The sequence below is a fragment of the Streptomyces sp. NPDC048565 genome (assembly GCF_040650935.1).
Lineage (GTDB): Bacteria > Actinomycetota > Actinomycetes > Streptomycetales > Streptomycetaceae > Streptomyces.
In genome coordinates, this window is record NZ_JBEZIH010000005.1 from 300,309 (window position 1) to 316,890 (window position 16,582).

17 protein-coding genes and 3 tRNA genes are annotated in these 16,582 nt (G+C 70.2%); 4 read left to right on the plus strand and 16 right to left on the minus strand.

Annotated elements, in window-relative coordinates:
* Positions 1 to 2 precede the first annotated feature (2 nt).
* The 8 genes from AB0C75_RS09230 to AB0C75_RS09265 all read right to left on the minus strand — a co-directional run bounded on the left by AB0C75_RS09230 (position 3) and on the right by AB0C75_RS09265 (position 4,816).
* A complete protein-coding gene (locus AB0C75_RS09230; RefSeq protein WP_362888603.1) occupies positions 3 to 1,058 on the minus strand; it encodes a UDP-N-acetylmuramate dehydrogenase in 1,056 nt (351 codons plus the stop codon).
* Between the two features lie 54 nt (positions 1,059 to 1,112).
* A complete protein-coding gene (locus AB0C75_RS09235) occupies positions 1,113 to 2,540 on the minus strand; it encodes an MFS transporter (protein WP_362888605.1) in 1,428 nt (475 codons plus the stop codon).
* Positions 2,541 to 2,697: 157 nt separating this feature from the next.
* Positions 2,698 to 3,261, minus strand: a complete 564-nt coding sequence (locus AB0C75_RS09240) for a helix-turn-helix domain-containing protein (RefSeq protein WP_362888607.1) — start codon at positions 3,259 to 3,261, stop codon at positions 2,698 to 2,700.
* Between the two features lie 108 nt (positions 3,262 to 3,369).
* A complete protein-coding gene (locus AB0C75_RS09245) occupies positions 3,370 to 3,798 on the minus strand; it encodes a MaoC family dehydratase (protein ID WP_362888609.1) in 429 nt (142 codons plus the stop codon).
* Positions 3,798 to 4,250, minus strand: a complete 453-nt coding sequence (locus AB0C75_RS09250) for a MaoC family dehydratase N-terminal domain-containing protein (protein WP_362888611.1) — start codon at positions 4,248 to 4,250, stop codon at positions 3,798 to 3,800. The genes AB0C75_RS09245 and AB0C75_RS09250 overlap by 1 nt, the downstream gene beginning before the upstream one ends.
* Positions 4,251 to 4,371: 121 nt before the next feature.
* The gene (rpmG, locus tag AB0C75_RS09255; protein ID WP_003956487.1) at positions 4,372 to 4,536 is read right to left on the minus strand and encodes a 50S ribosomal protein L33; all 165 of its coding nucleotides are present in this window, start codon (positions 4,534 to 4,536) and stop codon (positions 4,372 to 4,374) included.
* 89 nt (positions 4,537 to 4,625) lie between these two features.
* Positions 4,626 to 4,698, minus strand: a tRNA-Met gene (locus AB0C75_RS09260).
* A gap of 45 nt (positions 4,699 to 4,743) precedes the next feature.
* A tRNA-Thr gene (locus tag AB0C75_RS09265) sits at positions 4,744 to 4,816 on the minus strand.
* Between the two features lie 295 nt (positions 4,817 to 5,111).
* On the opposite strand from AB0C75_RS09265, the gene AB0C75_RS09270 reads away from it, so the two are divergent.
* The 3 genes from AB0C75_RS09270 (at position 5,112) to AB0C75_RS09280 (ending at position 8,380) form a co-directional block, all read left to right on the plus strand.
* Complete coding sequence (locus tag AB0C75_RS09270) at positions 5,112 to 6,335, plus strand: amidohydrolase family protein (RefSeq protein ID WP_362888613.1); 1,224 nt, start codon at positions 5,112 to 5,114, stop codon at positions 6,333 to 6,335.
* 34 nt (positions 6,336 to 6,369) lie between these two features.
* The gene (locus AB0C75_RS09275; protein WP_362888615.1) at positions 6,370 to 7,026 is read left to right on the plus strand and encodes an SDR family oxidoreductase; all 657 of its coding nucleotides are present in this window, start codon (positions 6,370 to 6,372) and stop codon (positions 7,024 to 7,026) included.
* Between the two features lie 157 nt (positions 7,027 to 7,183).
* Complete coding sequence (locus tag AB0C75_RS09280) at positions 7,184 to 8,380, plus strand: MFS transporter (RefSeq protein WP_362888617.1); 1,197 nt, start codon at positions 7,184 to 7,186, stop codon at positions 8,378 to 8,380.
* Here AB0C75_RS09280 and AB0C75_RS09285 read toward each other — a convergent pair.
* Both AB0C75_RS09285 and AB0C75_RS09290 read right to left on the minus strand, forming a co-directional pair.
* A complete protein-coding gene (locus AB0C75_RS09285; RefSeq protein ID WP_362888619.1) occupies positions 8,367 to 9,824 on the minus strand; it encodes an alpha/beta hydrolase in 1,458 nt (485 codons plus the stop codon). The genes AB0C75_RS09280 and AB0C75_RS09285 overlap by 14 nt on opposite strands.
* 353 nt (positions 9,825 to 10,177) lie before the next feature.
* A tRNA-Tyr gene (locus tag AB0C75_RS09290) sits at positions 10,178 to 10,259 on the minus strand.
* 163 nt (positions 10,260 to 10,422) lie between these two features.
* Between AB0C75_RS09290 and AB0C75_RS09295 the strand changes: the two genes are divergently transcribed.
* On the plus strand, positions 10,423 to 10,911 hold the full coding sequence (locus AB0C75_RS09295; protein WP_362888621.1) for a YajQ family cyclic di-GMP-binding protein: 489 nt from the start codon (positions 10,423 to 10,425) through the stop codon (positions 10,909 to 10,911).
* Between the two features lie 97 nt (positions 10,912 to 11,008).
* Here AB0C75_RS09295 and AB0C75_RS09300 read toward each other — a convergent pair whose 3' ends face one another.
* The 6 genes from AB0C75_RS09300 to AB0C75_RS09325 all read right to left on the minus strand — a co-directional run bounded on the left by AB0C75_RS09300 (position 11,009) and on the right by AB0C75_RS09325 (position 16,557).
* Entirely contained in the window at positions 11,009 to 11,281 is a 273-nt protein-coding gene (locus tag AB0C75_RS09300) for a GlsB/YeaQ/YmgE family stress response membrane protein (RefSeq protein ID WP_362888623.1), read from the minus strand.
* 99 nt (positions 11,282 to 11,380) lie between these two features.
* The gene (locus AB0C75_RS09305; protein WP_362888625.1) at positions 11,381 to 11,773 is read right to left on the minus strand and encodes a YccF domain-containing protein; all 393 of its coding nucleotides are present in this window, start codon (positions 11,771 to 11,773) and stop codon (positions 11,381 to 11,383) included.
* Positions 11,770 to 12,633, minus strand: a complete 864-nt coding sequence (htpX, locus tag AB0C75_RS09310) for a zinc metalloprotease HtpX (protein ID WP_362888627.1) — start codon at positions 12,631 to 12,633, stop codon at positions 11,770 to 11,772. The genes AB0C75_RS09305 and htpX overlap by 4 nt, the downstream gene beginning before the upstream one ends.
* A gap of 254 nt (positions 12,634 to 12,887) precedes the next feature.
* The gene (gene mscL, locus AB0C75_RS09315; RefSeq protein WP_362888629.1) at positions 12,888 to 13,352 is read right to left on the minus strand and encodes a large conductance mechanosensitive channel protein MscL; all 465 of its coding nucleotides are present in this window, start codon (positions 13,350 to 13,352) and stop codon (positions 12,888 to 12,890) included.
* Positions 13,353 to 13,462: 110 nt separating this feature from the next.
* Positions 13,463 to 15,010, minus strand: a complete 1,548-nt coding sequence (locus AB0C75_RS09320) for an NADH-quinone oxidoreductase subunit N (RefSeq protein ID WP_362888631.1) — start codon at positions 15,008 to 15,010, stop codon at positions 13,463 to 13,465.
* Positions 15,007 to 16,557, minus strand: a complete 1,551-nt coding sequence (locus AB0C75_RS09325) for an NADH-quinone oxidoreductase subunit M (protein WP_362888676.1) — start codon at positions 16,555 to 16,557, stop codon at positions 15,007 to 15,009. The genes AB0C75_RS09320 and AB0C75_RS09325 overlap by 4 nt, the downstream gene beginning before the upstream one ends.
* Positions 16,558 to 16,582: the final 25 nt, after the last annotated feature.

Consider the following 16,582-nt stretch of genomic DNA (forward strand, 5'->3'; position numbering starts at 1 on the left):
GGCTACAGGCTGACGCCCACCGTCACCGGTTCGTTGACGAGGGTGACCCCGAAGGCCTCGTGGACACCGGCGACGACCTCGCGGGCCAGGGCGAGCAGGTCCTCGGTGGTGGCGCCGCCCCGGTTGGTGAGGGCGAGCGTGTGCTTGGTGGAGATGCGCGCGGGTCCTGTGCCGTACCCCTTGGTGAAGCCCGCCTTGTCGATGAGCCAGGCGGCCGAGGTCTTCACCCTGCCCTCCCCCGCGGCGAAGACCGGGGGGGTGACATCCGCTCCGAGGCGCTCACCGACACGGCCGACGAACAGGGCGTGCTCCGCCTCGTCGAGGATCGGGTTGGTGAAGAAGGACCCGGCCGACCAGGTGTCGTGGTCCTCCGGGTCGAGCACCATCCCCTTGCCCGCCCGCAGCCGCAGGACGGTCTCGCTGGCGGAGGCGGCGGGCACACGGTCGCCCTGTTCGACGCCCATGGCCCTGGCCGTCTCGGGGTAGCGCAGCGGCGCGGACAGTCCGCCCGCGTCCTCCAGGCCGAACCTGACCCGGAGCACGACGAAGCGGTCGGGTTCGCCCTTGAAGCGGCTGTGGCGGTACGAGAACGCGCAGGCCTCGTTCGGGAGGGTGACGGTCTCCCCGGTGTGCCGGTCGTAGGCGACGACCTCGGTGATGACCGAGGACACCTCCTGCCCGTACGCCCCGACGTTCTGGATCGGTGTCGCCCCGGCCGACCCGGGGATCCCGGCGAGGCACTCGATCCCGGCCAGGCCCGCCTCGACCGTACGGGCCACGGCGTCGGTCCAGACCTCGCCTGCGGCCAGTTCGAGCGTCGTACCGGAGAGGGCGAAGCCCTTGGTCGCGATGCGCAGGGCCGTTCCGTCGAAGCCCTTGTCGCCGATGACGAGGTTGGACCCCCCGCCGATGACCAGGAGCGGGGTGCCGCTGTCGTCTGCCTCCCGTACGGCGGCGATCACCTCCGCGTCGGTGGTGGCCGTGAGCAGCCGCCCGGCCGGACCGCCGAGCCGGAAGGTGGTCAGGGGGGCGAGGGGGGCGTCATGGAGTTCCTGCACGGGGACAAGAGTACGGTCCATGCCCCGGGAGCGGGCCATGGACCGTACGCGCGGTCAGGTGGTGGCCGGGACCCGCTCATCGGCCGGCTCGGGCGCCGGCCGGGCGGGGGTGCGACTCGGGATGAGCAGGGCCGCGAGCGCGGCCAGGACCACCGCTCCGGCACCGATCCACACGGCGGGCACGGTCCCGTCGGTGAAGGACTGCGGGGACCCGTATCCGCCCCGGGCGGAGAAGACCGCGGCGAGCACGGCGATCCCGAGAGCCCCGCCGACCTCGCGCAGTGCGTTGTTGGCCCCGGCGGCGATGCCCTGCTCCTCCGGCCTGACGCTGGACATCACGAGGCTGGCGGCGGGCGCGAAGTACAGGGCCATGCCGATACCGCCGACGATCAGGCCTGGCAGCTGGACCGCGTAGGCGACATCCGGTTCGAGGACCATCGCGAAGAGGGCGAGCCCCACGGCCTGGAGGGCGAGACCGGTGACCACCACGGGGCGCCCGCCGAACCGGTCGGACAGATATCCGGCGATGGGTGCCACGAGCATCGGCATCCCCGTCCAGGGCAGCATCCGCAGGCCCGCCTCGGTCGGGGAGTAACCCAGAACACCCTGGAGGAACTGGCTGAGCAGGAAGATCGAGCCGAACATGCCGAGGAACATCAGCAGGCTCGCCATGTTGATCCCGAAGAAGGCCCGGTCACGGAAGAGCCGCATGGGCAGGACCGGGTTCTTCGCACGGAATCCGTGGCGGACGAAGACACCCATGAGCGCCGCCCCCGCGATCAGACCGGTCAGCACCACCGGGTCGCTCCAGCCGTCGCTCGTGCTGCTGACGAGCGCGTAGACGATGCCGAAGAGGCCGCCGCTGACCAGGACGGTGCCAGTCACGTCGAGCCGTGCCCCCGGGGCGTAGGACTCGGCCAGTCGCAGTCGCGCCAGAGGCAGCAGGATCATGCCGATCGGCACGTTCAGCCAGAAGATCCACTGCCAGGAGATGTGTTCGGTGAGGCTCCCTCCGATCAGGGGGCCGCTCGCCACCGCGAGTCCGGTGACCGCGCTGAACACGCCGAGGGCCATGCCTCGCCTGGCGGGCGGGACCGCGGCGGTGAGCAGGGTGAGGGTGAGCGGCATCATGACCGCGGCTCCGACGCCCTGGACGGCGCGGAAGGCGATGAGTTCGTTGATGCCCGGCGAGAGGGCCGCTGCCGCGGAGGCGGCGGTGAAGACGGAGAGACCTGCCAGGAAGAGCCGGCGCCGGCCGAAGCGGTCACCGAGTGCGGCACCGGTCATCAGCAGGACCGCGAAGGTGAGCGTGTACGCGTTCACCGTCCACTCGAGCTCCGCCAGTCGGCCACCGAGGTCCTCGCGGATGGACGGGAGGGCGGTGGTGACGACGAGGTTGTCGAGCGCTGCCATGAAGCCGGCGACGCTCGTGATGACCAGTGCCCAGACGGCTCCCCCGCCGCTGGATGCTTGCTGCTTCACTGCTTCCCCCAGGGGTTTGGACCGACCGGCACATGGAGGGCGGTCTTAGTGATCACTTACTAACTTGAGCGGGCAGAAATCGGCCGGGACACCGGACGAACGTCCGGCAGACCGGATGGATCCGTCCCACCGAAGGGCCCTCGGCGGGATGTGCGGTTCAGTCCGCCGAGCACGCCCCGGCCGTCAGGTCGAAGCCGGACCAGACGCGATGACCGGCCGGAAAGCCCATCGAGGCCAGCGTGTTGATGAGCATGCCGTACGCCCAGAACGAGGTGGTCTCGTCCTGGTCCGCCCCCAGCAGGACATGGACCTCGTCCCACAGCCCCTCCCAGCCGAGCCGCAGACGCTCGCCGAAGGCATGGTCACCCGCCGCTTCCGCCGCAGCGACGGCCGCGTACATCTGCATCTGCATCAGCAGCGTGTCGGGGTCGTCCACGATCAGCTGCCGGTACGCCGCCCCCAGAGCCAGCGACGCCTCCTCCCCCTCCAGCCCCTCGGCCGCCCGCAGGAACACCTCCCGGGCGTCCGCGAGGCACCGCTCGGACGCGGCGAGGAAGATCGCCTGCTTGCCGGTGAAGAGCCGGAACAGATACGGCTGCGAGACGCCGACACGCTTGGCGATCGTCTCCGTCGAGGTGCCGTGGTACCCGCTGCGGGCGAACTCGGAGACCGCGGCCCGCACGACACTCTCCCGCCTGTCCTCTGCGCTCATCCTTGCCATGAAAGTAAGTTATTGGTCACTCACTAACACGTCAAGGGCGACATCCGCGCTGTGACCGACGAGAAGGGGCGCCACTCGGGCGCCCCTTCCCTCACCGGCTGCGCGCGTTCAGGCCAGGCGGACGACGGCGCGGGCCATGCCCAGCACCTTCTTGCCGTCGTTCATCGCGGTCAGGTCGATCCGCACCGTGTTGTCGTCCAGCTTCGCGGCGACCTTGCCGCTGACCTCGATCAGCGCACCGGTGTCGTCGTTCGGCACGGCGACCGGCTTGGTGAACCGCACCCCGTACTCGACGACCGCGCCCGGGTCACCCGCCCAGTCGGTGACCACGCGGATCGCCTCGGCCATGGTGAACATGCCGTGCGCGATCACGTCAGGCAGGCCGACCTCGCGCGCGAACTTCTCGTTCCAGTGGATCGGGTTGAAGTCGCCGGATGCACCCGCGTACCGCACCAGCGCCGCCCGGGTCGCCGGGAACGACTGCGCCGGCAGCTCCGTACCGACCTCGACCGCCTCGTAGGCAATGCTCGCTGTCATCACGCCTCCTCGGCGGCGCGCGCCACCAGCTTCATCCACGCGGTCACCACGTGTTCACCGGACTCGTCGTGCACCTCGCCACGGACGTCCAGGATGTCGGTGCCCGCCATCGTCTTGATGGCCTCGATGGTCGAGGTGACCGTCAGCCGGTCCCCCGCCCGCACGGGGCGCTCGTAGGCGAACTTCTGGTCACCGTGCACCACACGGCTGAAGTCCAGGCCCAGCTGCGGGTCCGCCACCACCTGGCCGGCGGCCCGGTAGGCGATCGAGAAGACGAACGTGGGCGGGGCGATCACATCCGGATACCCCAGGGCCTTGGCGGCCTCCGGATCCGTGTACGCCGGATTCGCGTCACCCACCGCTTCCGCGAACTCCCGGATCTTCTCCCTGCCGACCTCGTACGCCGGGGTGGGCGGATAGGTCCGCCCCACGAAGGACTGGTCGAGCGCCATGTGCCCGGTACCTCCTGATGAAAAGTCGAATGGGGCCATGAGGCGACGAATCACCCGAGTCGCCGGATAAAACGACACGAGGCCGCCCCCAGTGGGGACGGCCTCGTGTACGAGCCTGTTTTCAGCGCGTTTCGCGGTGCGCGGTGTGCGAGTTGCAGCGCGGGCAGTGCTTCTTCATCTCAAGACGGTCCGGGTTGTTACGCCGGTTCTTCTTGGTGATGTAGTTCCGCTCCTTGCACTCCACGCAGGCCAGCGTGATCTTCGGGCGGACGTCGGTGGCAGCCACGTGAGTGCTCCTTGGACGGACGGATGGACGGATGAACGCAAAAAAGAGTAGCCGATCGAAGGACCGACCCCACAATCGGCTACCGTTAGTAGCGGTGACCGGACTTGAACCGGTGACACAGCGATTATGAGCCGCTTGCTCTACCGACTGAGCTACACCGCTTTGATGCCGGGTTTCCCCGCCGAAGCGGAGTTACCCGATCACCAGAGCCCCAATGCGGAATCGAACCGCAGACCTTCTCCTTACCATGGAGACGCTCTACCGACTGAGCTATTGGGGCGAGCGAGGAAGACATTACACGCTCTGTCGCCGATCGCCCAAATCCGTTTCCGCCGCCCCCACCGGACCCCCCGCCACCCCCGGGCGACCCCTGCGAACACCCCCCTGATCAGGGGCTTGATCAGCCGGTACGCCACCTCCGCGCACCGGCACGCGGGCCCCCGTGACGCACCTCTCCCCACCCGCCCCGCGGAGCCACATTCGTACGACTAATCCGCTGCTCCTCGGAGCCGGCGGGACAGCCCTTAGGCTCGGCTCACTCTGCGTGATCTTGCATTCCCTCCAGGAGCGCCGCGATGCCCGAAACCCCCGGCGAGGCACCCGCGCTCCTCCTCAGCGGCGCGCGGCTGGCGGACGGGCGCACCGTCGACGTGCGGATCGGCGGGACCCGTATCGAGGCCGTCGGCACAGCGGGCAGCCTCAGCACCTCCAGGAACCGTCTGGACCTGCGTGGATACCTTCTGCTGCCGGCCCCGGCCGAGCCCCACTCCCACGCCGACACCGCGCTCACCGGCGGCTCGGGCGGCCCGCCGTCCCGCCGCCCCGATGACGTCAGGCGCCGCGCGACCGAGGCCGCCCTGCTCCAGCTCAGCCACGGGGCCACCGCGCTGCGCGCCCATGTGCGCGTCGGTGGCGTACAGGGCCTCGGCCCCCTGGAGGGCGTCCTGGCGGCCGGCCGTTCGCTGCGGGGCCTCACCGAGCTGTCCGCCGTCGCGGTACCCCGGCTCCTCACGGGTGTCGCGGGCGCCGACGGCCGCGCCGCGCTCCGTGACGCCGTGGACATGGGGGCCGGCGTGCTCGGCGGCTGCCCCGACCTCGACCCCGACCCGGCCGGCCACACCGAGGCGGTCCTGGATCTCGCCGCCGCCCACGGGCTCCCCGTCGACCTGCACACGGACGGTGACGACCCGGCCCGCCTCGCCCGACTGACCGCCATGGCCGGCGGGCTCCGCCCCGGCGTCTGTCTCGGGCCCTGCACGGGCCTCTCACGGCTTCCCGTCGACGAGGCGGCCCGCGCCGCCGACCGGCTGGCCGCGGCCGCTGTGACCGTGGTCTGCCTCCCCCAGGGCGGCTGCTCAGGCGCCCGGCTGCGCGGAGCCCCTCCCATGGGGTTGCTGCGCGCCGCCGGGGTGCGGGTGGCCGCGGGCAGCGGGGCCCTGCGGGACAGCTCCAACCCGGTCGGCCGCGGTGACCCGCTGGAGGCGGCGTACCTGCTGGCCTCGCGGGAGGGCCTCGACCCCGGAGCCGCCTACGACGCCGTCGCCGGCTCCGCCCGAGCGGCACTCGGCCTGCCCCGCGTACGCGTCGAGGCCGGTTTCCCCGCCGAACTGCTCGCCGTGCGCGGGGATGAGCTGGCCGGGGCGCTCTCCCTCGCGTACAGCAGGATCGTGGTGCACCGCGGACGCGTGGTGGCTCGGACCAGCGCCGTACGCGAGTACAGCGACTCGGGCGCGGCGGCGGAGGCCCTGGACCTCCCCCGCCAGGGCCGCGCCGATTCCGGCCCCTGCGGCGGGCCTTGAGCGCGCGCGCCCCCCGCGGCGTACGGTCGGAAGTATGCGCATTGTCATTGCAGGTGGACACGGTCAGATCGCGCTGCGGCTGGAGCGGCTGCTCGCCGCGCGCGGTGACGAAGCGGTGGGCGTCATCCGCGACCCGCAGCAGAGCGAGGACTTGAGGGCGGCAGGGGCCGAGGCGGTCGTGCTCGACCTCGAATCGGCGTCCGTCGCGGACGTGGCGGAGGTCCTGCGGGGCGCGGACGCCGCGGTGTTCGCGGCCGGCGCCGGCCCGAACAGCGGTTCGGCACGCAAGGACACGGTGGACCGCGGAGCGGCCGTGCTCTTCGCGGACGCGGCGGAGCAGGCGGGGGTGCGGCGCTATGTCGTGGTGTCCTCCATGGGCGCCGACCCCGCGCACACCGGGGACGAGGTCTTCGACATCTACCAGCGGGCCAAGGGCGAGGCGGACGCGTACGTACGCTCCAGGGGCGGCCTGGACTGGACGGTCCTGCGCCCCGGGATGCTCACGAACGACGCCGGCACCGGCCAGGTCCTGCTCGCGGCATCGACGGGCCGCGGCCCGGTCCCTCGCGACGACGTGGCGGCGGTGCTGCTGGAGCTGCTGGACACCCCGGCGACGGCCGGGCTGACGCTGGAACTGATCAGCGGGAGCAAGCCGGTTGCGGTCGCGGTGAAGGACATCGCGGGGAACTGAGCGCGAGCGGCGCGAGTGCGGGTGCGAGTGCGGGCGCGGGTGCGAGTGCGGGTGCGAGTGCGGGTGCCGGTAACCCGACGGCACCCGCACCTACGCACGCTCCCGCGCTGCGAGGCGTTGCCGCCTGTCGGCCCGTCAGCGGGATAGCGTCGGCCGCATGGACGGTGGCCTGAACAGCCGGGGCTGGATCCCCTGCTACCTCAGCGGCGCGGTGTTCGCCGTGTGCATGGCGGGGACCACCCTGCCGACCCCGCTCTACGGCCTCTACCAGGACAAGCTCGGGTTCTCCGAGCTGACGGTGACCATCGTGTACGCCGTGTACGCCTTCGGCGTCATCGGGGTGCTGCTGCTGGCCGGAAACGCCTCCGACGCGCTGGGCAGACGCCCCGTACTGCTGTGGGGCCTGGTCTTCGCGGCGGCGAGCGCGGTCTGTTTCCTGTGCGCCGACGCCCTGGGCTGGCTCTTCGTGGGGCGGCTGCTGTCGGGCCTGTCGGCGGGGCTGTTCACCGGGGCGGCCACCGCGTACGTCATGGAGCTGGCGCCCCTCAAGGGCTCCTCCCGGGCCTCGTTCGTGGCGACGGCCGCCAACATGGGCGGCCTGGGCTGCGGGCCGCTGCTCGCCGGAATCCTCGCGCAGTACGCCCCCTGGCCGCTCCACCTTCCGTTCATCGCGCACCTGGCGCTGGTGGCCGTGTCGGCGGCCCTTCTGATCGGCCTGAAGGAGACGGTGGGCGAGCGGCGGCCCCTGCGCACCGTACGGCCGCAGCGTCCCGGGCTGCCGCCGCAGGTCCGGGCGGTGTTCGGGCCCGCTGCGCTCGCCTCCTTCGTGGGGTTCGCCCTGTTCGGGGTGTTCACCTCGGTCAGCCCTGCGTTCCTCTCCGAGTACCTGGACGTGGACAACCACGCCGTGAGCGGACTGGTCGTCGCGCTGGCCTTCTTCGCCTCGGTCGCCGGCCAGTCGACGGTCGGCCGGATCGGTGAACAGCGTTCACTGCCGCTGGGCTGTGTGGGCCTCCTGGCCGGTCTGGCGCTGCTCGCCGGCGCGCTCTGGTGGCAGCTGCTGTCCCTGGTCGTGCTGAGCGCGCTCCTCGGCGGCGCGGGTCAGGGGCTCGCGTTCCGGGCAGCCCTGTCGCAGGTGGCCGCGGCGTCGCCAGCGGACGGGCGAGCGGCGGTGATCTCCACGCTGTTCGTGGTGGCGTACGCGGGCATCTCGCTGCCGGTGATCGGCGTGGGCATTCTCTCGGGCCCTATCGGGCTCCAGGACGCGGGACTCGTCTTCATCGCCTGCATGGCCGTCCTGGTCACCTGCGCCGGCCTCTACCTCCTGCGGCGCCCGGCCCCTACCCGGGCATGAATCCGGCCGGCTCGACGGCAGGACAGCCGGCACCGCGGGGCGGGACCTCCAGCGAGATCAGATAGGCGTCGACCACGTCCTGCACGCAGGGGCTGCTGTTGTACGTCCCATGGCCCCAGCCCTCGTACGTGTGCAGGACCGCGCTGTTGCCGAGCTGCTCGGCCACACGCGTGGCCCAGTTGTATCCGGACGCCGGGTCATGAACCGAGTTGGTGAGCAGGACGGTCCCACTGCCCCTCACCTTCAGCCGGTGCTGCGGATTGCCCGGCTCGGGTGCGCCGAGACAGGCCGAGACGGACATCAGGGCGCGGGGGTACTTCATGTCGGGGGCGATCCTGGCGACGCGGCGCAGCTCCTGTTCGTACCCCTGGTAGCCGCGGACCGGCAGGCGCCAGTCCTGGCAGAAGACCTCGAACGCGTTGTCCGCGAGCGCGGTTTCCTGCCCGGCCCGTCCGGCCTGCCCCGCCTGCCCGGCCTGCCCGGCCGCCTTCGTCACTTGTCCCGCTTGTGTCTCCTGCCTCGCCGGCGGCGTGCTCTCCCCCAGCTCGCGCAGTTCCTTGCCCAGCCTCGTCCACTCCGGACCGTACAGCCGCTTCATCACCATGACGTTGAGGTCGAACGCGGTCGGTGCCGTGCCCCCGTACGACAGCTCGCCGCGCCCGGCGCGGTCCAGCAGCTCCGCCCAGAGTGCCCGTACGTCCGAGCCGTGCAGGGCGCAGCTTTCCGTCCTTCCGCACCATGCGACGAATTCGTCGAAGGAGTCCTGGAGCGTGGCGGCCTGCGTGGAGAGGAACGCCCTCGTCCCCAGGCTGTGGTCCACCACGGCTTCCAGGACCAGGGCACGGACTCGCTCCGGATACTGCTCCGCGTACTGTTCGCCGAGCAGCGTGCCGTAGGAACTGCCGTGGAAGGTGAGGGACTTCTCGCCGAGAGCGGCCCTGACGGCATCGAGGTCCTTCACCATGCTGAGGGTGTCGACGTGGTCGAAGAGCCCGTGCTCGGTGTTCTTCCTGCAGTCCGCCCGCAGTTCACGGTTGTAGCTCGCCGTGGCATCGAACTCGGCGCGGCTCCTCATGACCGGCGACGGACGCCTGTCCAGGAGCTCTTTCGAACAACGGACCGGGTTGCTGAGCCCCACACCGCGCGGGTCGAAACTGACGATGTCGAAGCGGCTGCGGAGCCGGTCACTGAAGCGGCCGATGTTGCCCTCCCCCACGATCCGGTTCACGCCCGAGTCGCCGGGCCCGCCGGGCCCGAACACCATGGAGCCGACCCGTGCGTCAGGGTCCGTGGCCCTGCGCCGGGCGAGCTGGAGGTCGAACCGCTGCCCGTCCGGCTCGCCCCAGTCCACCGGCAGGGAAAGCGCGCCGCACTCCGCCGATGGGTCCTCCTCGCACGGTTTCCACCGGATGTCCGTATCCGCCCCGACGGGCCCCGGCGCCACGCCCTCCCCTGGGCCTGGCGCGCCGTTCGCGATCTCCACACTCACAAAACAGACCGCCACGGCCAACGCCGCGCTCCGGACGAACCGCGACCACCCTCTCCCGCGCCGGCTACGCCGCTCACCCGATACACGACCACGCACACTGTTCCCCACGCCCTGCCCCTCACCTCGGCCAAGGCCACAAGCATCGACCGCGCACGCTCCAGCCGGTATCCGGCAAGACCCTGGACGGCCCCTTAGGGGCACTGCGACGGAGCCGGGGGAGAGGAGGGCCCCTGAGGGGCCGAGACGCCGGGCCATGCAAAAGGGCCCGTGAGCAGCATTTCTGCTGTTCACGGGCCCTCTCGTTCGTGTGGCGGCGCCAGGGTTCGAACCTGGGTAGGCTGAGCCGGCAGATTTACAGTCTGCTCCCTTTGGCCACTCGGGCACACCGCCTCGAACGACGCGCCGGATCCCGGTGAGGGGTCCTTGGCGACGTCGTAAACGATACCTGATGCCCGGGGGTGCTACGCCACCTGGTTGATCAGCGCCGGGCACGCGCGGCGGTGGCTAGGCTTTGCGCTGTACCCATCGCATACGACGCAAGGAGCCACACGTCATGGCCGACTCCAGTTTCGACATCGTCTCGAAGGTCGAGCGGCAGGAGGTCGACAACGCCCTCAACCAGGCCGCCAAGGAGATCTCCCAGCGCTACGACTTCAAGGGCACGGGCGCGTCGATCGCCTGGTCCGGCGAGAAGATCCTGATGGAGGCGAACGGCGAGGAGCGGGTCAAGGCGATCCTCGACATCTTCCAGTCCAAGCTGATCAAGCGAGGCATCTCCCTGAAGTCGCTGGACGCGGGCGAGCCGCAGCTTTCCGGCAAGGAGTACAAGATCTTCGCCACGATCGAGGAGGGCATCTCCCAGGAGAACGCCAAGAAGGTGGCGAAGATCATTCGCGATGAGGGCCCGAAGGGCGTCAAGGCGCTGGTCCAGGGCGACGAGCTGCGGGTCAGCTCCAAGAGCCGTGATGACCTGCAGACCGTGCAGGCGCTGATCAAGGAAAAGGACCTCGACTTCGCGGTGCAGTTCGCCAACTACAGGTAAAGGGTTCGCTGTCAGGTGCAGTGGCTACGGGGCGGGTCGTGCCGATGGGCACGACCCGCCCCGTAGCCACGTTCGATAAGGGCTGTGCGGGGCGCGGTCAGCGGCGGTTGCGGGAGTTGCCGAAGAGCAGCCGGTAGGCGATCAGCAGGACGAGGGAACCGGCGATGGCCGCGACCCATGTGGCCGTGTCGTAGAAGTCCGTACTGATCGGACGGTCGAGGAAGCGGGACGACAGCCAGCCACCCAGGAAGGCTCCCACGATGCCTATGAGGGTCGTGCCGACGATGCCACCGGGGTCGCGGCCCGGCAGGAGAAACTTGGCTATTGCTCCGGCCAGCAGCCCGAGGATGATCCAACTGATGATGCTCATGTTCGCGTACCTACCCGTCACTTGTTCCTGCAAGCCAAGACGTTTGCGGGGACGCGTGCGGTTGCTTGCCGGGACCCCTTTCCAGCAGGTCCGGCAGGTCTAGCGGGTCGCGAACGGCTGGTTCGTGCTGACGATCTCCTTGCCGAAGGGCATCAGCGAGACCGGGATGAGCTTGAAGTTCGCTATGCCCAGCGGAATGCCGATGATGGTGATGCAGAGGGCGATGCCGGTGAAGATGTGGCCGAGTGCGAGCCACCAGCCGGCCAGGATCACCCAGAGGACGTTGCCGATGAGGGAGGCACCTCCGGCGTCGCGACGGTCGACGACGGTGTATCCGAAGGGCCAGAGGGCGTAGACGCCGATGCGGAACGACGCCACGCCGAAGGGGATGCCGATGATCGTGATGCAGAGCAGGACCCCCGCGGCCAAGTAGCCGAGGAACATCCAGAATCCGCACAGGACCAGCCATATGACGTTCAGGATTGTCTTCACGGTCGATAGCCTGCCATCTGCTCGAGCCTGGCGATGCGTTCAGCCATGGGCGGGTGGGTGGAGAACATCTTCGACATGCCCTGACCTGGGCGGAACGGATTCGCGATCATCATGTGGCTCGCGGTCTCGATCCGTGGTTCGGGCGGCAGCGGAAGCTGCTTCGTCCCGGCGTCGAGCTTGCGGAGGGCGGACGCCAGGGCGAGCGGGTCGCCGGTGAGCTGGGCGCCGGACGCGTCGGCCTCGTACTCACGGGAACGGCTCACGGCGAGCTGGATCACGGAGGCGGCGAGCGGGCCGAGGATCATGACCAGGAGCATTCCGAGGAGGCCGGGACCCTCGTCGTCGTCGGACCGGCCCATGGGGATGAGCCACGCGAAATTGACCAGGAACATGACGACGGAGGCGAGGGCGCCGGCGACGGAGGAGATGAGGATGTCGCGGTTGTAGACATGGCTCAGCTCATGGCCGAGTACGCCACGCAGCTCGCGCTCGTCGAGGATCTGGACGATCCCCTCGGTGCAGCACACGGCTGCGTTGCGCGGGTTGCGGCCGGTGGCGAAGGCGTTGGGTGCCTGGGTCGGGGAGATGTAGAGCCGGGGCATGGGCTGGCGGGCTGCCGTGGAGAGCTCGCGGACGGTGCGGTAGAGCCGCGGCGCCTCGAATTCGCTGACCGGGCGTGCCCGCATGGCGCGCAGGGCGAGCTTGTCGCTGTTCCAGTACGCGTAGGCGTTGGTGGCGAGCGCGATGAGGAGCGCCACGATCAGGCCGGCCCGTCCGAAGAAGCTGCCGATGACGATGATGAGGGCCGAGAGGCCCCCGAGGAGTACAGCGGTTTTCAGCCCGTTGTGCCGGCGGTGCACGGTACGCCCTCCAAGTGGTGCAGCAGGGGAACCCTTGCTCTGTGGTGCTCCACTCCCCCAGTGGAGCCTCCCGTACTGGTCAACGCGAGGCGACGGAAGCTAGTTCCCTTGTGCGAGGTGGCCACGAGCACAGGCGAAAAGGGGCGGATCCGGGTGGATCCGCCCCTGAGCCGTACGGGTGGATGTGCGCTGCGGGTGCAGTCGCGGAGGGCGCCAGTGCGCCTGCGCGGGCCTGTGCGGCCGGCCTCAGCGGGTCAGCGCTGGGCGGGGAGTCCCGCGAGCGCGAGGGCTTCCGCGTCCGGTTCGACCTCGCTGGTGCAGTGGGAACAGCGGCTGGCGACGGACGGGATCTCGCTGTAGCAGCGGGGGCAGTCGCGGAGGGCGGCCTTGATGTCGGCCTTCTCCTCCTCTTCCTTGGTCGTGAAGCGGTTCTGGACCTTGGCCATGGGGACGACGACCAGGAAGTAGAGGACCGCGGCGGTGATGATGAAGGCGATGGCCGCGCTGATGAAGAGGCCGTAGGGGAAGATCGCGCCGTCGACGGTGAAGGTGGCCTCGGCGAAGTCGCCGGTACCGCGGGTGACGAGGCCGATCAGCGGCACGATGAACGCGTTGCTGAAGCCGGTGACCACGGCGGTGAAAGCGGCTCCGACGGCGAGGCCGATCGCCATGGAGATGACGTTCCCGCGAAGGATGAAGTCCTTGAACCCGTTCAGCACCGCTCTGGCTCCTCTGTGCTCTTCTGATCTGCTCTTCATGCGTCCAGGCGACGCGTGCACGCATGACCATGCCCTGTGCGCGGCTCCTCGGGCAAGCCGGGCGGAGTCGGTCAGAAGAGGCTGAGGGCGGCGAAACGGAGGATGAGCTGGGGGGCTCCGGAGAGTGTGATTCCGGCTACGGCGGTGAGGACGATCACCAGGGTGAGCGGGGCGGGGACCCGGTGCTCGGGCGCGGTGGGCGTCTTCTCGGAGGCCGCCTCGGATGCCGGGGCCTGGGCCGGGGTCCTGAAGAGGGCCGCGGTCCACCGAAGGTAGTAATACAAGGCGATCACCACGTTGACGGCCATGACGACGGCGAGCCAGCCGAGCCCGGCGTCGACGGCCGAGGAGAAGACCGTGACCTTGGCGAAGAGGCCGATGATGCCCGGTGGCAGGCCGGCCAGGCAGAGCAGGAAGAAGCCCATCGCGAGCGCGGCCAGGGGGCGGGTGGCGTAGAGGCCGCGGTAGTCGCCGAGCCGGTTGCCGGGGTGGGTGCGGGCGACGAGTGCGGCCACCGCGAAGGCACCGAGGTTCACGACGGCGTACATGAGCGCGTAGGCCACCGTCGCCCCGGCCTGTGCGTCGTCGGCGTACGCGGCGGCGGCGATCGGGACGAGGAGGTAGCCCGCCTGGCCGACGGACGACCAGGCGAGGAGGCGTACGGCGCTGCGGGCGCGGGTGGCGGTCTGCCGGAGCGCGGCGAGGTTGCCGATGGTCATGGTGAGCGCGGCGAGTACGGCCAGGGCGGGTCCCCAGACGTGCGCGTACGACGGGAAGCCGATCACCGTGACGAGGATGAGGCCGGAGAAGCCGACCGCCTTGCCGACGACCGAGAGGTAGGCGGCGACGGGGAGCGGAGCCCCGACGTAAGTGTCCGGAACCCAGAAGTGGAACGGCGCGGCAGCCGTCTTGAAGGCGAAGCCGACGAGGGTGAGGACGACGCCGGTCTCGGCGAGGGTGGAGAACTCGCCCGGTACGTCGTCGAGGCGGCCCGCGATCTCCGTGAGGTGCAGGGTGCCGGTGGTCGCGTAGACGAAGCTGACGCCCAGGAGCATCACGGCGGTGGCGACGACGGATGACAGGAAGAACTTCAGGGCCGCTTCGGAGGAGCGGCGGTCGCCCCGCTTGATGCCGACGAGCGCGAACGCGGGCAGCGAGGCGACTTCGAGGGCGACGACGAGGGTGGCGAGGTCCCGGGCCGCCGGCAGCAGTGCGGCGCCCGCGGCGGAGGACAGCAGCAGGAACCAGAACTCGCCCGCGGGGAGCTTGCGGGTGTCGCCGATCGAGAGCAGCACGGTCAGCAGGGCTCCGCCGAGCACGAGCGCCTGGATGACGAGGGCGAAGTGGTCGGCGGTGTAGCTGCACGCCTGGGTGGCGCCGGTGAGGCAGAAGGTGGAGCGGTCCCCTGCGCGCAGGGGGATGAGCATGGCGAGCGCGGCGACGAGCCCGGCGACCGCTCCGTAGCCGAGGAGGGGCTTGCGGCGTTCACCGGTGAAGAGGTCGGCGACGAGGACGAGCAGGGCCGTGGCCGCCGCGATGACGGGGGGTGCGATCGCGAGCCAGTCGACGGACTGGACGAGGCTTGCCGCCCCGGTTGCGCTGCCGGCTGCCACGGTCACGACTTGCCTCCTGCGAGGAGCTTCTGCACGGCCGGGTCGGTGAGGCCGAGGAGGACGGCGGGCCAGAGTCCGGCGAGGACGGTCAGGGCGGCGAGCGGGGTCCAGGCGGCGAACTCGTGGCGCTGGATGTCGGCGACCGGGTGCGGCTGGTCACGGTGCTCTCCCATGCAGACGCGACGTACGACGATCAGCATGTACGCGGCGGTGAGCAGGGTGCCGATCGCGCCGATGGACATGAAGGTGAGGAAGGCGGGGCGGCTGAGCCCTTCGGCGGGGTCGAAGGCGCCGAACAGCGTGAGCATCTCGCCCCAGAATCCGGCGAGGCCGGGAAGTCCGAGCGAGGCGACGGCGGCGAAGGCCAGGAGGCCGCCGAGGCGGGGCGCGCGGCCGTAGAGAGCGGCCCCTGTGGCGCCGGACAGGGTGTCGAGGTCCGCCGTGCCGTAGCGGTCCTTGATGGCGCCGACCAGGAAGAACAGCAGGCCGGTGATGAGGCCGTGGGCGATGTTCGCGAAGAGCGCGCCGTTCACACCGGTGGGTGTCATCGTCGCGATGCCGAGGAGCACGAAGCCCATGTGGCCGACGGACGAGTAGGCGATGAGGCGCTTGAGGTCACCCTTGGCGCCCGGGCGGGCGAGGGCGAGGCAGGCGAGGGAACCGTAGATGATCCCGGCGACGGCGAACGCCGCGAGATACGGCGCGAACGTCCGCATCCCGTCGGGTGCGATCGGGAGCAGGATCCGGACGAATCCGTACGTACCCATCTTCAGCATGACGCCGGCGAGGAGGACCGAGCCGACGGTCGGAGCCGCGGTGTGGGCGTCGGGGAGCCAGCTGTGCAGGGGCCACATCGGGGTCTTCACCGCCAGCCCGACACCGACCGCCAGTACGGCGATGACCTGCACGGATGTGGTCAGTCCCCGGCCGTTGTCAGTGGCGAGTGCCACCATGTCGAATGTGCCGCTCTTCAGTCCGACGAGGAGCAGCCCCAGCAGCATGATCACGGAGCCGAGCAGCGTGTAGAGGATGAACTTCCAGGCGGCGGGCTGCTTCCGGTCGCCGCCCCAGCGGGCGATGAGGAAGTACATCGGGATGAGGACCATCTCGAAGGCCAGGAAGAACAGCATCAGGTCGAGGACGGCGAAGGTCGCGAGGGTGCCGGACTCCAGGACGAGGACCAGGGCGACGAAGGCCTTCGGGGAGGGGCCCGCTGGGAGCTTGAAGTAGCTGTAGAGCGCGCAGAGGAAGGTCAGCAGCGCGGTCAGCACGAGAAGGGGGAGCGAGATGCCGTCGGTGCCGAGGTGGATCCGCACGTCGAGTGCGGGGATCCAGCTGATGTCCGTGGTGGCCTGCATCTTCGACGGGTGGGCGTGGTCGAAGCCCGCGGCCAGGACGAGCGCCGCGAGGAGCACGGCGCCGGTCACGGTCACTCCGTGGCGGAGCACGGCCTGGCCGGGGTTCCTGCCCTTGAGCCCGGGAGGGGCGGGGAGGAGCGCGGCGACCGCGCCGAGGAGCGGGACGACGACGATGAACGCCAGAAGGAACTGCATCACGGACGCGTTGATATCGAACACG